Origin of the sequence: Brevibacillus sp. JB24b (genome assembly GCF_051713385.1) — a bacterium.
In the GTDB taxonomy this organism is placed as follows: Bacteria; Bacillota; Bacilli; order Brevibacillales; family Brevibacillaceae; genus Brevibacillus_B; species Brevibacillus_B laterosporus.
The window spans coordinates 199,871-215,000 of the sequence record NZ_JBNVQV010000001.1 but is presented as its reverse complement, the minus strand read 5'-3'; the positions used below and the strand labels follow the sequence as shown (position 1 = coordinate 215,000).

22 protein-coding genes (1 of these 22 only partly in view) are annotated in these 15,130 nt (G+C 42.3%); 3 read left to right on the top strand and 19 right to left on the bottom strand.

From position 1 onward, the window contains the following. Positions 1-181, top strand: partial view of a polysaccharide deacetylase family sporulation protein PdaB gene (gene pdaB / locus ACQV1I_RS01170; RefSeq protein WP_094701806.1) — the 3' portion only. Its footprint begins 593 nt before the window's first position; only the last 181 of its 774 coding nucleotides appear in the window; its start codon lies off the left edge, out of view; the stop codon is at positions 179-181. 103 nt (positions 182-284) lie between these two features. Here pdaB and ACQV1I_RS01165 read toward each other — a convergent pair whose 3' ends face one another. Then, positions 285-884: a KinB-signaling pathway activation protein gene (locus tag ACQV1I_RS01165; RefSeq protein ID WP_018674377.1), complete on the bottom strand. Its 600-nt coding sequence runs from the start codon at positions 882-884 to the stop codon at positions 285-287. A 129-nt stretch (positions 885-1,013) separates the two neighbouring features. On the opposite strand from ACQV1I_RS01165, the gene gerD reads away from it, so the two are divergent. Next, the gene (gerD, locus tag ACQV1I_RS01160) at positions 1,014-1,637 is read left to right on the top strand and encodes a spore germination lipoprotein GerD (protein ID WP_116335297.1); all 624 of its coding nucleotides are present in this window, start codon (positions 1,014-1,016) and stop codon (positions 1,635-1,637) included. A gap of 83 nt (positions 1,638-1,720) precedes the next feature. Here gerD and ACQV1I_RS01155 read toward each other — a convergent pair whose 3' ends face one another. Both ACQV1I_RS01155 and cwlD read right to left on the bottom strand, forming a co-directional pair. Continuing rightward, positions 1,721-2,818, bottom strand: a complete 1,098-nt coding sequence (locus ACQV1I_RS01155; protein WP_094701807.1) for a P-loop NTPase — start codon at positions 2,816-2,818, stop codon at positions 1,721-1,723. 153 nt (positions 2,819-2,971) lie between these two features. Beyond that, the gene (gene cwlD, locus ACQV1I_RS01150) at positions 2,972-3,694 is read right to left on the bottom strand and encodes an N-acetylmuramoyl-L-alanine amidase CwlD (protein ID WP_094701808.1); all 723 of its coding nucleotides are present in this window, start codon (positions 3,692-3,694) and stop codon (positions 2,972-2,974) included. A gap of 273 nt (positions 3,695-3,967) precedes the next feature. Here cwlD and ACQV1I_RS01145 point away from each other — a divergent pair, with 273 nt between their 5' ends. Further along, positions 3,968-4,417: an SRPBCC family protein gene (locus tag ACQV1I_RS01145; protein WP_116335298.1), complete on the top strand. Its 450-nt coding sequence runs from the start codon at positions 3,968-3,970 to the stop codon at positions 4,415-4,417. A 138-nt stretch (positions 4,418-4,555) separates the two neighbouring features. Here ACQV1I_RS01145 and rpsI read toward each other — a convergent pair whose 3' ends face one another. The 16 genes from rpsI to rplO all read right to left on the bottom strand — a co-directional run bounded on the left by rpsI (position 4,556) and on the right by rplO (position 15,119). Continuing rightward, entirely contained in the window at positions 4,556-4,948 is a 393-nt protein-coding gene (gene rpsI / locus ACQV1I_RS01140) for a 30S ribosomal protein S9 (protein ID WP_003333754.1), read from the bottom strand. Between the two features lie 20 nt (positions 4,949-4,968). Further along, positions 4,969-5,406, bottom strand: coding sequence for a 50S ribosomal protein L13 (rplM, locus tag ACQV1I_RS01135; protein WP_018674382.1), 438 nt, complete (start codon positions 5,404-5,406; stop codon positions 4,969-4,971). A gap of 193 nt (positions 5,407-5,599) precedes the next feature. Next, positions 5,600-6,340: a tRNA pseudouridine(38-40) synthase TruA gene (gene truA, locus ACQV1I_RS01130; protein ID WP_116335299.1), complete on the bottom strand. Its 741-nt coding sequence runs from the start codon at positions 6,338-6,340 to the stop codon at positions 5,600-5,602. Beyond that, positions 6,337-7,140 carry an energy-coupling factor transporter transmembrane component T family protein gene (locus ACQV1I_RS01125; RefSeq protein ID WP_104033132.1) on the bottom strand — a complete coding sequence of 268 codons (804 nt, stop codon included), beginning with the start codon at positions 7,138-7,140 and terminating at the stop codon, positions 6,337-6,339. Before ACQV1I_RS01125 ends, truA begins: the two co-directional genes overlap by 4 nt. Then, positions 7,137-8,015 (bottom strand): energy-coupling factor transporter ATPase, encoded by an 879-nt coding sequence (locus ACQV1I_RS01120; protein WP_094701812.1) that lies wholly within the window; start codon positions 8,013-8,015, stop codon positions 7,137-7,139. The genes ACQV1I_RS01125 and ACQV1I_RS01120 overlap by 4 nt, the downstream gene beginning before the upstream one ends. Beyond that, on the bottom strand, positions 7,991-8,827 hold the full coding sequence (locus ACQV1I_RS01115; protein WP_116335310.1) for an energy-coupling factor transporter ATPase: 837 nt from the start codon (positions 8,825-8,827) through the stop codon (positions 7,991-7,993). The genes ACQV1I_RS01120 and ACQV1I_RS01115 overlap by 25 nt, the downstream gene beginning before the upstream one ends. 151 nt (positions 8,828-8,978) lie before the next feature. Continuing rightward, the gene (gene rplQ / locus ACQV1I_RS01110; protein ID WP_018674387.1) at positions 8,979-9,341 is read right to left on the bottom strand and encodes a 50S ribosomal protein L17; all 363 of its coding nucleotides are present in this window, start codon (positions 9,339-9,341) and stop codon (positions 8,979-8,981) included. Between the two features lie 126 nt (positions 9,342-9,467). Further along, complete coding sequence (locus tag ACQV1I_RS01105) at positions 9,468-10,412, bottom strand: DNA-directed RNA polymerase subunit alpha (protein ID WP_094701813.1); 945 nt, start codon at positions 10,410-10,412, stop codon at positions 9,468-9,470. A 158-nt stretch (positions 10,413-10,570) separates the two neighbouring features. Further along, positions 10,571-10,969, bottom strand: coding sequence for a 30S ribosomal protein S11 (gene rpsK, locus ACQV1I_RS01100; protein WP_018673881.1), 399 nt, complete (start codon positions 10,967-10,969; stop codon positions 10,571-10,573). A gap of 16 nt (positions 10,970-10,985) precedes the next feature. Further along, on the bottom strand, positions 10,986-11,354 hold the full coding sequence (rpsM, locus tag ACQV1I_RS01095; protein ID WP_018673882.1) for a 30S ribosomal protein S13: 369 nt from the start codon (positions 11,352-11,354) through the stop codon (positions 10,986-10,988). Between the two features lie 23 nt (positions 11,355-11,377). Beyond that, positions 11,378-11,491 (bottom strand): 50S ribosomal protein L36, encoded by a 114-nt coding sequence (gene rpmJ / locus ACQV1I_RS01090; protein WP_003333770.1) that lies wholly within the window; start codon positions 11,489-11,491, stop codon positions 11,378-11,380. A gap of 31 nt (positions 11,492-11,522) precedes the next feature. Further along, complete coding sequence (infA, locus tag ACQV1I_RS01085) at positions 11,523-11,741, bottom strand: translation initiation factor IF-1 (protein WP_003333772.1); 219 nt, start codon at positions 11,739-11,741, stop codon at positions 11,523-11,525. 136 nt (positions 11,742-11,877) lie between these two features. After that, a complete protein-coding gene (gene map / locus ACQV1I_RS01080; protein WP_094701814.1) occupies positions 11,878-12,624 on the bottom strand; it encodes a type I methionyl aminopeptidase in 747 nt (248 codons plus the stop codon). A 6-nt stretch (positions 12,625-12,630) separates the two neighbouring features. After that, on the bottom strand, positions 12,631-13,275 hold the full coding sequence (locus ACQV1I_RS01075) for an adenylate kinase (protein WP_094701838.1): 645 nt from the start codon (positions 13,273-13,275) through the stop codon (positions 12,631-12,633). Positions 13,276-13,383: 108 nt separating this feature from the next. Next, positions 13,384-14,679: a preprotein translocase subunit SecY gene (gene secY / locus ACQV1I_RS01070; protein WP_018673885.1), complete on the bottom strand. Its 1,296-nt coding sequence runs from the start codon at positions 14,677-14,679 to the stop codon at positions 13,384-13,386. After that, entirely contained in the window at positions 14,679-15,119 is a 441-nt protein-coding gene (gene rplO, locus ACQV1I_RS01065) for a 50S ribosomal protein L15 (protein WP_003333776.1), read from the bottom strand. Before rplO ends, secY begins: the two co-directional genes overlap by 1 nt. Positions 15,120-15,130 lie beyond the last annotated feature (11 nt).

Genomic DNA, 15,130 nt, shown 5'->3' with positions numbered 1-15,130 from the left:
GAACGTTGTCTCAAAAGCTCATCCCGGTGATATCATCCTGATGCACGCGAGCGATTCCTGCAAACAAACTCATCTTGCCTTACCCGTGATTATCGACAAATTACGGTCTCAAGGATATCAGTTCGTGACCGTATCCGAATTAATTTCAGGATCAAAAATAAAAAGCGAAGAAATTAACTAATTCGTAAACAAAAACATGTCCTAAACAAAAAGCTACTCCCAATACAAATGGAGTAGCCTTTTGTTTATCAATAGATATGTAAACCTTGCCTAGATTTAAAAGATTATGACGTTTTTGATTGCTCAGTACGTGTAGTTAAGCGATGTAATTGTAAAATCTGCCAAACATTACAAAACAGCAAAGGCACTACCATTACAGCAATAGCTTTGAAATCATCTTGTTTTAAGGCAGGTAGCCACTCTATGGCTGTTACAACAAAAATGAAAAAGACTGTAGGTACCCATGCTGTTGGATTCGTAACCTTTACTTTAGCATATGCCGTTAGTAACGCTATTCCCAACAGCAAGACAGGTTCAACAAAGTATGGAAGCACTGAGCCTCCCTGTCCAAAAGCTATATACCGTAAATAAACCATGTCGAAAAAAGCAAATAATATAAAGAAAATTTGGATATTCTTTCGTAAAGCCTTGCTCTTCATCGAATTTAAAACAAGATAATTAAACATCATATACGCAAAGAAACCCATTTGAGCTACAATGCTAGTCGTTAAACCTAACAACAAATTCATCAATAATCCCATAAAAAAATTAGCAATAGAACCATGGTATAAATTTTGCTGGGTAACTAACCCCATTAACATTCCACCGATACCGCCTAATAACAGTGTTGTACCGAATAACCATCCATAATTACGCAAACTCAAGGCTGGTCCCTCCTTCATTGGCTCCTAATGATTTTACCAATGCATGCAAGAAAATTCTAGCGTAAGAAAACAAAAAACTGCACATTTTATAAATAGCTGAGGACTGTAAAAGGAGGGTGTTCCCTGCTAATGTTAAACAAGCATTTCTTTGTTGCCCTGATACCTGTGCTGACATGTGGTCTTCTCTTATCAAGCTGTGGAACAACGTCACAAAGCCAATCCCAGCCTGATTACAAATCCACCAAGACGATGGTTCTTGATATTTTACAAACGGATGAAGCAAAAAAAACCATGGAATCCATGATGAAAGACGAGAGCTTTCAAAAAAATCTCATCATGAATCCTGAAACGGTTCGTACCACGCTTATCCAAAGTATCGCAAAACCAAACAACCCACACATCAAGCAAGCTTTTAAAGATCCCAAATTCACCAGTACCTTAGCTAAATCCATGAAGGCTGAGAATAAAAAGCTGTTGAAAGAACTTATGAAAGACCCTGAGTATCAGCAAATGATGCTTAGTATTCTCAAGGACCCTGAATATGAAAAAAGCTTACTTGATCTGATGAAAACCTCCGCCTATCGTAAACAGACTATGCAAATCATGAAGGATAGCTTAGAAAGTCCCATGTTTCAAGCAGAAATGCTCAAAATCATGACGAAGGCCCAAGAGGATATGATGAATCCTCAGCATCTAAACGAAGAAACAAAGGGCAAGAAGCAGGGGAAGAAAAAGAAATCAGGTGGAGAATAAAAGAAAAAGGTGAGCTTACCCTCACCTTTTTCTTTTTTAATCGAAGGATATAATCAGAATACCCGATGCTTTTTGGTTTTCTATTATTTACATAATCGATCGACATCCTGCGCAAATCGCAAATAAATTTGTCCAATAGTGGTATCGGTTTTATAAATGGATGGAGAGTATTCAGGTTCTTGCGGATGATTCTCCGGTTGGCCTAGTGGAATTTGGGCAATCATGGCACAAGCCAGTGTTTCAGCTAATTTAGAACCGCCCCCACGGCCAAATACATGTTCTTTGGAACCGTCCTTAGCTTCATACCAAGCCATATTCTCTACAACTCCCAAAATTTTATGGCCCGTTTTCATTGCCATAGCTCCCGCTCTTGCTGCTACGAATGCCGCTGTAGGATGAGGCGTAGTCACAATGATCTCTTTGCTTTGAGGGATCATTGTATGGACGTCAAGTGCTACATCACCTGTTCCTGGAGGTAGATCAAGCAAGAGATAATCAAGGTCTTCTCCCCAGTGTACTTCACTGAAGAAATTCCGGAGCATCTTGCCCAGCATAGGACCGCGCCAAATAATAGGGGAATTATCTTCAACAAAAAAGCCCATCGACATTACTTTTACACCAAACTTCTCTACTGGCAGAATGGTTTGTCCAATAACGGTAGGACGTTGCTCAATGTTCATCATATCTGGAACACTAAACCCATAAATGTCAGCATCAATAATTCCCACTTTTTTGCCTAAACGAGCAAGTGAAACGGCTAGATTAACCGTTACTGTAGATTTACCGACTCCACCTTTACCAGAGGTGATAGCAATAAATGTTGTCTTTGAATTTTCTGCAAGTATAGGGTGCAAGACATTTGTCTGTCCCTGCCCTTGGCCTTTAGACGCTGTAGCTTGCCCTCCACGCAATTGTAAGCTAAGTGCAGCTCTTTCCTCTTCAGTCATAGCTCCAAAGCGAACATCGACCTGTTCTGCGCCTAATGCACGAATAGCCTCCACCACATCATCTTGAATTTTTACCTTTAATGGACAGCCAGATATGGTAAGCACCACTTCCAGAGAAACGTGCCGTTCTTCAATCATAATATTGCGAATCATATTAAGTTCTACTAAACTACGATTTATCTCAGGATCTTTAACGTCACGTAGTGCTTCGAGAATTTTCTCTTTCGTTAGCATGTTGAATCCACCTCGATTTTCTAGTTGGGAAACAGGCTTAGGGGTACGCATATACCCGTTGCCTAGTTTAGTAAATCACATGGTGTTCCCTTGCTGTTTCCTAATTTTTGCCCTCATTATAGCATAGTTACAGACTAAACAAGCACACCCAAACTATGGTGTGCTTGTAGCTGTGCTCTTTTCTCCTGCATAATGACGCAATATTCCCTGATAGATTGCGTTTGCCATTGCCTTTTGATATTCTGCTGACTCCAATTTCCTTGCTTCTTCAAGGTTGGATAAAAAACCCACTTCCACAAGGACTGATGGGGTCTTTACTTCCCGAATTAAAAAAATATCATCCGTCTGCTTGGGACTTCTATCGGTATTTTCTAATACACGTTTAATCTCATCTTGAATGAGAAAGGCCATGGTCTTACTTTCTTGAAAACCAGGGAAGTAAAAAGTTTGAGCACCACTCCATTTTTCCTGCGGAATACTGTTTAAATGAATACTAACTAAAAAATCTGGAGCCTTTTCATTAATAAACTTCACTCGATTGCGAATATCCTCTGATTTACGCTTTCTCAGTTTACTAGCACCCTCTGATGACAAATCCCTATCATCTTCCCGCGTCATGATTACATAAGCTCCTGACTCCTGTAAAAAGTCACGTAAATATAGACTAATAGGCAATGCCACGTCTTTTTCAATAACTTTCCCATCCTTACTTACTGCACCACCATCTACGCCACCATGGCCCGCATCAATTGCTATTACTGTACCTGCCAATGGCAATGTCCATGTGGACCAAGAAGAATGTGCGGGTAACTTGTACGTAAATATGATGACGAGCAGAAAGCAGGCTAGTACCCACCCTACTACTTTTTTAGTCACTTCGACCGCCCCTTTGTCCCAATTCTCTTCTTCATCATATGGATCAAAATGGACATTTATGACGGGGTTGTCTATAAAAGTCAGAGGGGAGGATATGGAGTCTTGATGTATATCTTGTAACGGTTCTTATATTGAGGAGATGTTGAGTTTGACTATAACTAATTCCAACCTAGAAAATTTTGATTAGATCATAGCATGGCGTGATATGGAGATTATAAAGAAATCAACCTTTTACAGATACGTAACACCACCTAACGAAAGGAATGCTTACGAATGACAAATCCTATTGCCATACCTGATCTTTCTAAAAGACCATTTAGCTTGAAGGTGGAACGTCTAATGGATTCACCACCAAATGCTCTATTCCAAGCGTGGACGAAGCAATTCGATCGTTGGTTTGCAGCTCCCGGCTCAGTGTTAATGAAAGGTGAAGTAAACACGGTCTTCTTTTTTGAAACACAGTTTGAAGAAGAACGCCATCCTCATTACGGACGATTTCTAAAGCTTGAGCAAGACTGTCTCATTGAATTGACTTGGGTTACTGGGGGGACAAAGGGGGCTGAAACAGTTGTCACGGTTGAGCTTGAACCACATAACAAAGGAACACGGCTTCGCCTTACCCATGCAGGGTTTCCAGATAAGGAGTCGAGGGACCAACATGAACAGGCTTGGCCACATGTGCTTGAACAGCTCAACAAGAAAATGACAACAACAAGTAGCTAATAACAACTTTTGAAACAAGCCTTCCTCAAAGCATAAGATGATTATGGTCAAAATATGGTCATCACCGCTTTATCAAAAGAAAACAAGCCCCAAATCAATAAATGATTTGAGGCTTGAATCCTTATAATAACAGTACTATTAACGTTTAGAGAACTGAGGTGCGCGACGAGCCGCTTTAAGTCCGTATTTTTTACGTTCTTTCATACGAGGGTCACGAGTCAAGAATCCAGCGCGTTTAAGAGCACCGCGAAGTTCTGGATCTGCTTTTAGCAATGCACGAGCAACACCATGACGGATTGCTCCTGCTTGACCAGTTGTACCTCCGCCACCAACGTTTACTAAAACATCATAGTGACCTAGAGTTTCAGTAAGAACTAGTGGTTGTTTTACGATCAGCTTTAAAGTTTCCAAACCAAAATAATTATCCATATCACGCTTGTTGATCAGAATGCGACCTTCGCCTGGTACCAAGCGAACGCGTGCTACGGAGTGTTTACGACGACCTGTACCGTAGTATTGAACTTGTGCCACGAGTCATTTCCTCCCTTTTATTAGCCGCGAATTTGCCATGCTTCTGGTTTTTGAGCAGCATGTGGATGCTCAGTACCTGCATAAACTTTTAGTTTTGAGATCATTTGACGTCCCAAGCTGTTTTTAGGAAGCATACCTTTAACAGCCAATTCGAACAAACGATCTGGGCGTTTGTTCAGCATTTCACCAGCAGGAGTTGCTTTCAAACCACCTGGGTGCATGGAGTGTCTATAGTACATTTTATCGGTAAGTTTCTTACCAGTAAGCTTGATTTTGTCAGCATTAAGAACGATTACGAAATCACCAGTGTCAACGTGTGGTGTAAATTCAGGCTTTAGTTTACCGCGTAGGATAGATGCTACTTCGCTCGCAAGACGACCAAGAGTTTGGCCTTCAGCGTCAACGATGTACCATTTACGCTCAACTTCTTGCGTTTTCGCCATATATGTGGTACGCATGTTTGTCCCTCCTAGATATCTTGCCGTTCAATGTTAAAGGCCAAAGTTGCAACGGTGAACAACTTTACCTTGTGTATCCTAATTCGTACTAAATCAATTTTCAATCCCGGGGCTAGAGTGGGGCTAGCGGGTATGAAAATACCATTAGTTATCATACTATATAGATCATGTGAGAGTCAAGGAAAACGAATTGCTATTCCTTGTAAAATACTTCCCACATTGTAAGTCCATGGGGAGGTGCTGTCTTTCCTGCTAATTCCCGATCACACCCTGCAAGAATACTAGGAATATGATCCGGGCTTAGCTTACCTTCTCCAACGTTAAGCAAGGTTCCCGCAATGATTCTTACCATGTTATATAAAAACCCGTTGCCGCGACAAATAATCCAAAGAAGAGTTCCTTCTTGTTCAATTTTCACGTCATAAATGGTACGCACCTTATTCTCCACATGCGTCTTTGTAGAGCAAAAAGAAGTAAAGTTATGCGTCCCTATCAAATGGGTGGCAGCTTGTCTCATCGCTTCCACATCTAGCGGATAGCGAACATGCCAAGCATAGCGGTGACGAAAGATGTCTGGCACCTGAGCATTGTTAATACAATATCGGTATTCCTTCTCTCTGACGTCAAATCGAGCATGAAAGGACGGATCTACCTCCTCTATTGATTGTATGACAATCGAGTTAGGTAGCTGATTATTAAGAATCCAACACCATTTTTCTAAAGGGATAGTTGATTTTGTATCAAAGTGAAATGTTTGACCTTTGGCATGAACACCCGCATCTGTACGACCAGACCCGTGAATCTGAATAGTCTCGCCAGTAATGCGCATAATTGCTGCCTCAATCTCCCCTTGAATGGTCATTTGTCCAGGTTGAACTTGAAACCCACTATAATCAATTCCATCATAGGCAACAATACCTTTTAATCGTTTCATGTTCTCCACCATCCTACAACTACCACCAGAACCAGCATAAATAACAATAGGATGCCGTCTCGATAACTAAAACGCAGTTGACGTAATTTTGTACGTCCAATATCCCCACGGTATCCTCTTGCCTCCATTGCTAATGCTAAATCTTCAGCTCGACGAAATGCACTAATAAACAGCGGAATCACAATAGCAACCATGGCCTTTGCCCGGCTCAACAGTGTTCCACTATCAAAATTAGCACCTCTAGCCATCTGTGCTTTCATAATCTTGTCCGTCTCTTCCAACAGCGTCGGGATAAACCGAATCGCAATAGAAAGCATGAGCGCCATTTCATGAACAGGAAGACCCCATTTTTTTAATGGGCCAAACATTCGTTCCACCCCATCAGTAAGATCAATAGGTGAAGTGGTTAAAGTCAACAATGAGCTGATTACAACCAATAAACCTAATCGCATCGAAACAAACAAGGCCTGACGCACACCTTCCTCTTCTATGCTGAACCACCCCCACTTTACATACACCTGCCCCCCTTTGGTAAGCAAGATCTGCAAAATGACGGTAAGCACTAGCAGGAACCAGACTGGTTTTAAACCACGAAAGATATAGGAAAGCGAAAGTTTAGACATAAACAAGCATAACAAGAGAATAGCTACTAAGAATCCATAGATTTCTGCCTTATTCGCCATAAAAACAACCATAGCAAACACGATAATAAATAAAAATTTACTTCTCGGATCTAGACGGTGGACAAAGGAATCACTGGGTATATACTGGCCAATAGCAAAATTTTGTAGCATGCTCATAGAACATCCTCCCTACCCCGTTTGAGTAGATCAAGCAGATAGGAGGATAGATCCTCTTCTTTGTATAAAGAGAGCGGCAATCGCTTATTGTGAGGAAGCTTTTCATTTAATCGATGAAGAAAAGAGACTGTTTCAGGTACATCTAAAGCCAAATCTTGCAAAGCAGCTTGCTCTTTAAAAATGTCTGCAGGTGTACCCTCCATAGCAATCTTCCCTTTAGCCAATACTAGAAGATAATCAGCATATCGAGCAGCTTCTTCCATACTGTGGGTAACCAGTAAAGTAGTGAGCATTTGTTCCCGATGAATCTGAAATATTCCTTCTAAGATGGCTTTCCTTCCAGCAGGATCTAGTCCTGCGGTCGGCTCATCTAGAACAAGCACTTTCGGTTGCATTGCCAATACCCCTGCAATTGCAACTCGGCGCATCTGTCCCCCACTTAAATGGAAAGGAGAGCGATCTTTAACCTCATCGAAGGAAAGCCCCACGATTTCAAGCGATTCTTTTGCCCTTTGATAAGCCATTTGTTCGGGTAATTCATAATTTAATGGACCGTACATCACATCTTTAAGTACAGTTTCTTCAAAAAGTTGATGTTCCGGATATTGGAACACGAGGCCCACCTGACGGCGCAAAATACGCGTTTTTTTCGTTGTAGGAGTAACAACCATCTCCCCGACCCGTACAGTACCCTCTGATGGCTTAATTAAACCATTTAGATGCTGAATCAAAGTCGACTTTCCGGAACCAGTTTGACCAATAATACCTACAAACGAACCCGATGGGATAGTAAAGGAGATGTGCGAAAGTGCCTCTTTTTCAAACGGAGTCCCTTTTCCATACAAATAGGTCACATTTTCAAAAGATATTTGCATAATTCGTCAACCAACTCCTCTTGATCCAGTACAGTCTGAAGTTTTATACCTTGTTGCCCTAAAGTGTGACGAAGTCTTCCTGCAAAGGGAACATCCAGACCAATAGCCTTCAGACCCTCTACGTCAGCATACACTTCAACAGGAGTACCATCTGCATAAATCTTCCCCTGATCCATCACAATAATACGATCAGACTCTAACGTCTCTTCAGGAAAATGCGTAATGTTAACGATTGTGAGTCCTTCTTCTCGGTTCAGTTTATGAACTAATTGAATAACTTCTTTTCTTCCTTGTGGGTCAAGCATAGCAGTGGCTTCATCCAAAATAATAATGGAGGGGCGCATTGCCAGAATTCCAGCAATCGCTACACGCTGCTTCTGCCCACCAGATAACCGTTGAGGCTGGCTTTTCAGGTAGGCTGTCATCTTCACCGACTCTAAGGATTCGTCAATACGTTTACGCATCTCAGTTGCTTCAATTCCAAGATTCTCAAGCCCAAAGGCTACGTCATCCTCGACGATCGTACCAACGATTTGATTATCTGGATTCTGAAACACCATACCTACCTGCTGTCTGATGTCCCATAATCGTTCCTCATCGTCAGTAGAAAATCCAGTGACCGTCAGTACCCCTGCAGTCGGTACCAACAAAGCGTTCATAAGCTTTGCTAACGTCGATTTGCCAGAGCCATTGTGTCCAATAATTGAAACAAAAGAACCTTCCTGAATAGAAAAGTCTATACCTTTTACCACGGGGGATGCTTCAAATTGCTCCGAGTGATATTGAAAGGTAAGCCTACTAGCCTGAATCATGTTAGATTGTTCTTTCAAAGTCCTCACATCCCTCGTCACAGGCAATAATACAAGATGTTTTTGGAACTATATCTGGATAAAAGAAAAAAGGGTTGAATCAGAACCCGGCAAAACCAGACCCTGTCCTCACCCTTTCTCTAGCAACCAGTTACTATTCAACTAATTCGATATAAGCCATTGGTGCAGCATCGCCACGGCGAGGACCAATTTTAAGGATACGAGTGTATCCACCATTACGCTCAGCGAAACGTGGTGCGATATCATCGAAAAGTTTTTGAACAGCTGTTTTGCCTTCCTCAGTAGCGATTTCGTTACGAACGAAAGCAGCTACTTGACGACGTGCATGAAGATCACCGCGTTTTGCAAGAGTGACCATTTTATCAGCGATAGAACGTAGTTCTTTCGCTTTCATTTCAGTCGTTTCGATGCGCTCATTGATGATAAGATCTGTTACCAAATCGCGGAACAGAGCTTTACGAGCCGCACTACGACGTCCCAGTTTACGGTATGCCATGTTCTAACCTCCTTCTTTCTGGTGTGTTGTGACTTATATTGCATCAGCATTTCACACCAGATTTGACCCTCTCCCAAGACAAGGAGTGGATAGTAACATCTGTATAGATAACTATGCTAAAAGCTCTTAGTCATCGTTACGTAGACCTAGACCAAGTTCTTGAAGTTTTTCTTGAACTTCTTCTAAAGATTTACGTCCCAAGTTACGAACTTTCATCATATCTTCTTCAGACTTCTGAGTTAACTCTTGAACCGTGTTGATACCAGCGCGTTTCAAGCAGTTGTAAGAACGAACAGAAAGATCAAGCTCTTCGATAGTCATCTCCAAGACTTTTTCTTTCTTATCTTCTTCTTTTTCGACCATGATTTCAGCATCTTTGGCTTCGTCAGTCAAACCAACGAACAAGTTAAGATGTTCCGTCATGATTTTGGCTCCAAGGCTAACAGCTTCCTCAGGGCGGATGCTTCCATTTGTCCAAACTTCCAATGTTAATTTATCATAGTTAGTCATTTGCCCAACACGGGTATTCTCAACTTGATAGTTAACACGTTTGATTGGAGTGTAAATGGAATCAATTGGAATAACCCCAATTGGTTGATCCTCAGATTTATTGCCATCTGCTTGAACATACCCACGACCGCGTCCTGCTGTCATGCGAATATGCAGACGACCGCCATTTGCTAACGTTGCGATATGCAGATCAGGGTTTAAAATCTCCACATCACTATCAGCACGAATATCTCCTGCTTTCACAACGCCTTCGCCTTCTGCATCAATCTCAAGGATTTTTTCTTCATCAGAATGGATCTTAAGCGCAAGACCCTTGATGTTGAGGATGATTTCAGTTACGTCCTCCACGACTCCATCAACAGTCGAGAATTCGTGTAGTACACCGTCAATTTGAACAGAAGTAACCGCCGCACCTGGCAAAGAAGACAGTAGAATCCGTCTAAGTGAATTGCCAAGGGTTGTACCGTAACCACGCTCAAGGGGCTCAACGACGAATTTGCCGTACAAGTTATCGTCGTCTAACTCCACAACCTCAATTCTAGGTTTTTCTATTTCTATCATTCTTAACAAACCCTCCTTCAAAACGTCGAAATTCAAGGGTGGGCCTAGGGACCCACTCAGGAATTTCTTTCGGCGGTTTACCGTTTGCATGCATGTCAAGCCAAAAAAGCAGAATCTACCATTCTATTATGGACAAGTTCTGAGCTTTATAAACCCGACTACACGCGGCGACGTTTTGGTGGACGGCAGCCGTTGTGTGGGATTGGGGTAACATCTTTAATCATGTTAACTTCCAAACCAGCAGCTTGCAATGAACGGATAGCAGCCTCACGACCAGCACCAGGACCTTTAACTAGTACTTCCAAAGAACGCATTCCATGATCCATTGCAGTTTTTGCTGCAGTTTCAGCAGCCATTTGAGCTGCGAATGGAGTGCTCTTACGGGAACCTCTGAAGCCGAGGGCACCAGCACTGGACCAAGAGATTGCGTTGCCATGAGGGTCTGTGATCGTAACGATAGTGTTGTTGAAAGTAGAACGGATATGTGCTACGCCAACTTCAACGTTTTTACGATCGCGACGACGTGTACGAGTCGCAACTTGTTTTCTTTTAGCCATGTTAATTTACCCTCCTTTACTTCTTCTTGTTCGCTACTGTACGACGAGGACCTTTACGTGTACGAGCATTTGTTTTAGAACGTTGACCACGAACTGGTAATCCACGACGATGGCGGATACCACGGAAGCAACCAATTTCCATCAAGCGTTTGATGTTAAGAGAGATTTCACGACGAAGATCCCCCTCAACTTTGATGTTCTTGTCGATGAATTCACGAAGTTTGTTAACTTCATCTTCAGTCAAATCACGAACACGAGCATTAGCATCTACGCCAGCTTCCGCAAGAATGCGTTGGGAAGTAGAGCGACCGATACCGAAGATATAGGTAAGTGCGATTTCCACTCGTTTTTCACGAGGCAAGTCGACGCCTGCAATACGTGCCATTCTTCTAAAGCACCTCCTTGAGTTTATCCTTGTTTTTGCTTATGTTTTGGATTTTCACAAATAACCATAACGTTACCTTTGCGACGGATAACTTTACATTTTTCGCAAATCGGTTTAACCGACGGTCTTACTTTCATGGTTCTTGCCTCCCTTTTCTAGGGGTTAAAATTATTTGTAACGGTACGTAATACGCCCGCGAGTTAAATCGTAAGGCGATAGTTCGACAGTTACCTTGTCTCCAGGAAGAATACGAATGAAGTGCATTCGAATTTTTCCAGATACGTGTGCCAATACTTTATGTCCATTTTCCAGTTCAACACGGAACATTGCATTTGGCAATGGTTCGATGACGGTACCTTCTACTTCAATTACGTCGTCTTTGGCCATTGGCTAGTCTCCTTTCAACTGTTTATACAGTCAGACCATGAGTTTGGCATCATCATAATGCCTCGAGAAACTTCTCGGCTACTTGAACAAACTTATCGTCAACACGTTGAACGACAATCTTCCAGTTCACCTTCGTTTAGGGTCTAGTCAAGATCTCATAGCCATCTTCCGTAATCGCGATGGTGTGTTCATAGTGCGCACACTTTTTCCCATCCACTGTTACGACCGTCCAATTGTCCTCCAATGTGCGGACATAACGTTCGCCAGCATTCACCATCGGCTCGATTGCTAAAACCATTCCTGGCTTTAATCTTGGCCCTCTGTTAGGAGAACCATAATTAGGAATTTGTGGATCTTCATGCAAACTTTGACCGATTCCATGTCCCACGTACTCGCGGACAATTGAATAACCAGCAGCTTCCGCATGTAGTTGAATCTCATGAGAGATATCAGAAAGGCGTCCATCAGGAATTGCTTTCGCCAGACCTTTATATAAGGACTCTTCTGTGACTTGCATCAGGCGCTGATCATACAAAGAGATGTTACCAACAGCATAGGTCCAGGCTGAGTCACCATGATAACCCTGGAACTTAGCACCAATGTCTATGCTGATGATATCCCCTTCTTGCAATGTCCGTTTTCCTGGAATTCCATGTACGAGTTCCTCATTGACTGAGGCACAGATACTGCCTGTAAACCCACCGTAGCCCTTAAACGACGGAATCGCATTATGACTGCGAATAAAAGTTTCGGCCAGCTCATCAAGTTCCTTTGTAGTAACACCCGGCTTTATGAAGTTTGCCAGCTGTTGGTGAGTTAAAGCGACAATTCGGCCAGCTTCCCTCATAATCTCAAGTTCAGCTTTTGACTTTATATTAATCATTATCGCTTACCCTCGCAATAACGCGGCAATATTTTCAAACACCTTGTTGATATCTTGTTCCCCATTGATTGTACGCAAGATACCCTCTTTGGAGTAGTAATCAACCAAAAGATTAGCCTGAGAAATATTAACATCTAAACGTTGTGTTACTACTTCTGCTTTGTCATCATCTCGTTGGAATAGCTTGCTGCCATCTTTATCACAGATTCCATCCACTTGAGGTGGGTTAAACACTGTGTGGTAGCTCGCAGCGCAAGTTGGGCAGATCCAGCGACCAGTAAGACGTTCAATTAACAACTCGCGGCGAACCTCGATGTTAATCACGTGGTCAAGTTCACGTCCCAGTTCTTTTAGCATGGAGCTTAATGCTTCAGCTTGGGGAACTGTGCGCGGAAAACCATCGAGAAGAAATCCTTTTGCACAATCATCTTTACTTAAACGTTCCCGCACAATGCCGATCGTAATCTCATCTGGTACTAAGTTACCTTTATCCATATAGGACTTTGCTTCCATTCCTAGAGGAGTTTGGTTCTTAATAGCAGCCCGGAACATATCTCCGGTAGAGATGTGCGGGATGTTAAAGGTTTCTACGATACGTTCTGCCTGTGTGCCTTTACCAGCTCCAGGAAGACCCATCAAAATTATATTCATGTCCATCCCCCGTCCACTTACGAAAGATATCTTAAGGAATTCCTTAAAGAACTCTTTCTGCACCAGATCCTCTCCCATTAGGAGGTTCAGAGGTGATTATTATACTCGTTATTTAATGAAGCCTTTGTAATGACGCTGTATAAGCTGGCTCTCGATTTGTTTCATGGTGTCGAGAACAACCCCAATCATAATCAAGATGGATGTACCACCGATATAAATCGAGTTAGGCAATCCAAACATCTTACTAAATGCGAAAGGCAATAGCGAGATGATAGTCAGGAATATAGCACCGGCGAACGTTAGGCGAGTTAATGTACGAGTAATATATACCTCGGTGTTAGTACCAGGGCGAATTCCAGGAATGTAACCGCCATTCTTTCTCATATTTTCTGCCATTTGAGCAGGATTCATCTGAACAAATGTATAGAAGAACGTAAAGCCAATGATTAACACCGCGTAAAGCGTCATGCCAAGCGGAGAACTAACCTGGAAGTTGTTATAAATCCAGTTAGCAATTCCTTCACCAGTCGGTTTTACCCAGAAACTAGCGATTGTTGACGGGAACACTACTAGCGACACAGCGAAGATTACCGGAATAACCCCTGCTGAGTTGACTTTTAGTGGAATATGAGAAGACTGTCCACCAAACATCTTACGTCCTACAACACGTTTCGCATACTGTACAGGAATCTTACGCAAGCCTTGTTGCATGTAGATAATTCCTACAACCAGCAATAGAATCGCTAGTAGAATCAGTAAGATTTTAATAACTCCAAAGAAAACTTGCGAGTTGGGATTATTAAACTGCATCTCATAGATTGTATGAATCCCACCAGGTATATTGGCGACGATACCCGCCATGATGATAATGGAAATACCATTACCAATGCCCTTTTCGGTAATTTGCTCACCTAACCACAGCAAAAAAGCAGTCCCTGCTGTTAGAGTCAAAGCAATTAACAAAAAGCTGCTCCAAGATGTGTCAGTAACTAATCCGTTCATCATTCGGTTAAAACCATAGGTCATACCAAGTGATTGGATAAATCCAAGAACAATCGTACCGTAGCGTGTTACCTGCGCAATTTTGCGACGTCCCACTTCTCCTTCCTTCGACCATTGCGTAAACTTCGGAACCACATCCATGGAAAGAAGCTGCATAATGATCGAAGCAGTGATGTATGGCATAATACCCATCGCGAAGATAGAGAATTTTTTCAATGCACCACCAGAGAATGTATCCAGAAGACCAACAAAATTGTTGGTATTACCTTGAAGTAAATCAACATTGATGTTAGGCACAGGAACGTGGGTTCCAATTCGGAAGACGACAAGCATCAAAAGAGTGAAAAACACCTTTCGACGCAGGTCGCCTATCTTAAAGATGTTAGAAAAAGATCCTAACATTAGATCACCTCAGTGGTTCCACCGACTTGAGCAATCTTTTCAGCAGCAGCACCAGAGAATTTGTGAGCTTTTACTGTAAGCTTCACTGTTAATTCACCGTTAGCCAAAACCTTCACTCCATCACGAAGAGCACTGATAACTCCTGTTTCTTTAAGCAACTCAGGTGTAACCACTGTACCTTCAGCAAAGCGATTCAACGCATCTAGAGATACGATTGCAAACTCCTTGCGGTTGATGTTGTGGAAGCCACGTTTAGGTAAACGACGGAATAATGGGTTTTGACCACCCTCAAATCCTGGGCGTACGCCACCACCAGAACGAGCATTTTGACCTTTGTGACCTTTACCAGCTGTTTTACCAGTTCCACTACCGATACCACGTCCTAGACGTTTACGTTCATGACGGGATCCTTCTGCTGGTTTAAGTTCATGCAATTTCATAGGTTGCACCT

Coding starts and splice junctions, on each gene's coding strand:
- gerD (WP_116335297.1), top strand. CDS start 1,014: ATGTTAAACAAGCATTTCTTTGTTGCCCTGATACCTGTGCTGACATGT.
- ACQV1I_RS01155 (WP_094701807.1), bottom strand. CDS start 2,818: ATGCTAACGAAAGAGAAAATTCTCGAAGCACTACGTGACGTTAAAGAT.
- ACQV1I_RS01145 (WP_116335298.1), top strand. CDS start 3,968: ATGACAAATCCTATTGCCATACCTGATCTTTCTAAAAGACCATTTAGC.
- rplM (WP_018674382.1), bottom strand. CDS start 5,406: ATGCGTACCACATATATGGCGAAAACGCAAGAAGTTGAGCGTAAATGG.
- truA (WP_116335299.1), bottom strand. CDS start 6,340: ATGAAACGATTAAAAGGTATTGTTGCCTATGATGGAATTGATTATAGT.
- ACQV1I_RS01125 (WP_104033132.1), bottom strand. CDS start 7,140: ATGAGCATGCTACAAAATTTTGCTATTGGCCAGTATATACCCAGTGAT.
- ACQV1I_RS01120 (WP_094701812.1), bottom strand. CDS start 8,015: ATGCAAATATCTTTTGAAAATGTGACCTATTTGTATGGAAAAGGGACT.
- ACQV1I_RS01115 (WP_116335310.1), bottom strand. CDS start 8,827: ATGATTCAGGCTAGTAGGCTTACCTTTCAATATCACTCGGAGCAATTT.
- rplQ (WP_018674387.1), bottom strand. CDS start 9,341: ATGGCATACCGTAAACTGGGACGTCGTAGTGCGGCTCGTAAAGCTCTG.
- ACQV1I_RS01105 (WP_094701813.1), bottom strand. CDS start 10,412: ATGATAGAAATAGAAAAACCTAGAATTGAGGTTGTGGAGTTAGACGAC.
- rpsK (WP_018673881.1), bottom strand. CDS start 10,969: ATGGCTAAAAGAAAACAAGTTGCGACTCGTACACGTCGTCGCGATCGT.
- rpsM (WP_018673882.1), bottom strand. CDS start 11,354: ATGGCACGTATTGCAGGCGTCGACTTGCCTCGTGAAAAACGAGTGGAA.
- rpmJ (WP_003333770.1), bottom strand. CDS start 11,491: ATGAAAGTAAGACCGTCGGTTAAACCGATTTGCGAAAAATGTAAAGTT.
- infA (WP_003333772.1), bottom strand. CDS start 11,741: ATGGCCAAAGACGACGTAATTGAAGTAGAAGGTACCGTCATCGAACCA.
- map (WP_094701814.1), bottom strand. CDS start 12,624: ATGATTAATATAAAGTCAAAAGCTGAACTTGAGATTATGAGGGAAGCT.
- ACQV1I_RS01075 (WP_094701838.1), bottom strand. CDS start 13,275: ATGAATATAATTTTGATGGGTCTTCCTGGAGCTGGTAAAGGCACACAG.
- secY (WP_018673885.1), bottom strand. CDS start 14,679: ATGTTAGGATCTTTTTCTAACATCTTTAAGATAGGCGACCTGCGTCGA.
- rplO (WP_003333776.1), bottom strand. CDS start 15,119: ATGAAATTGCATGAACTTAAACCAGCAGAAGGATCCCGTCATGAACGT.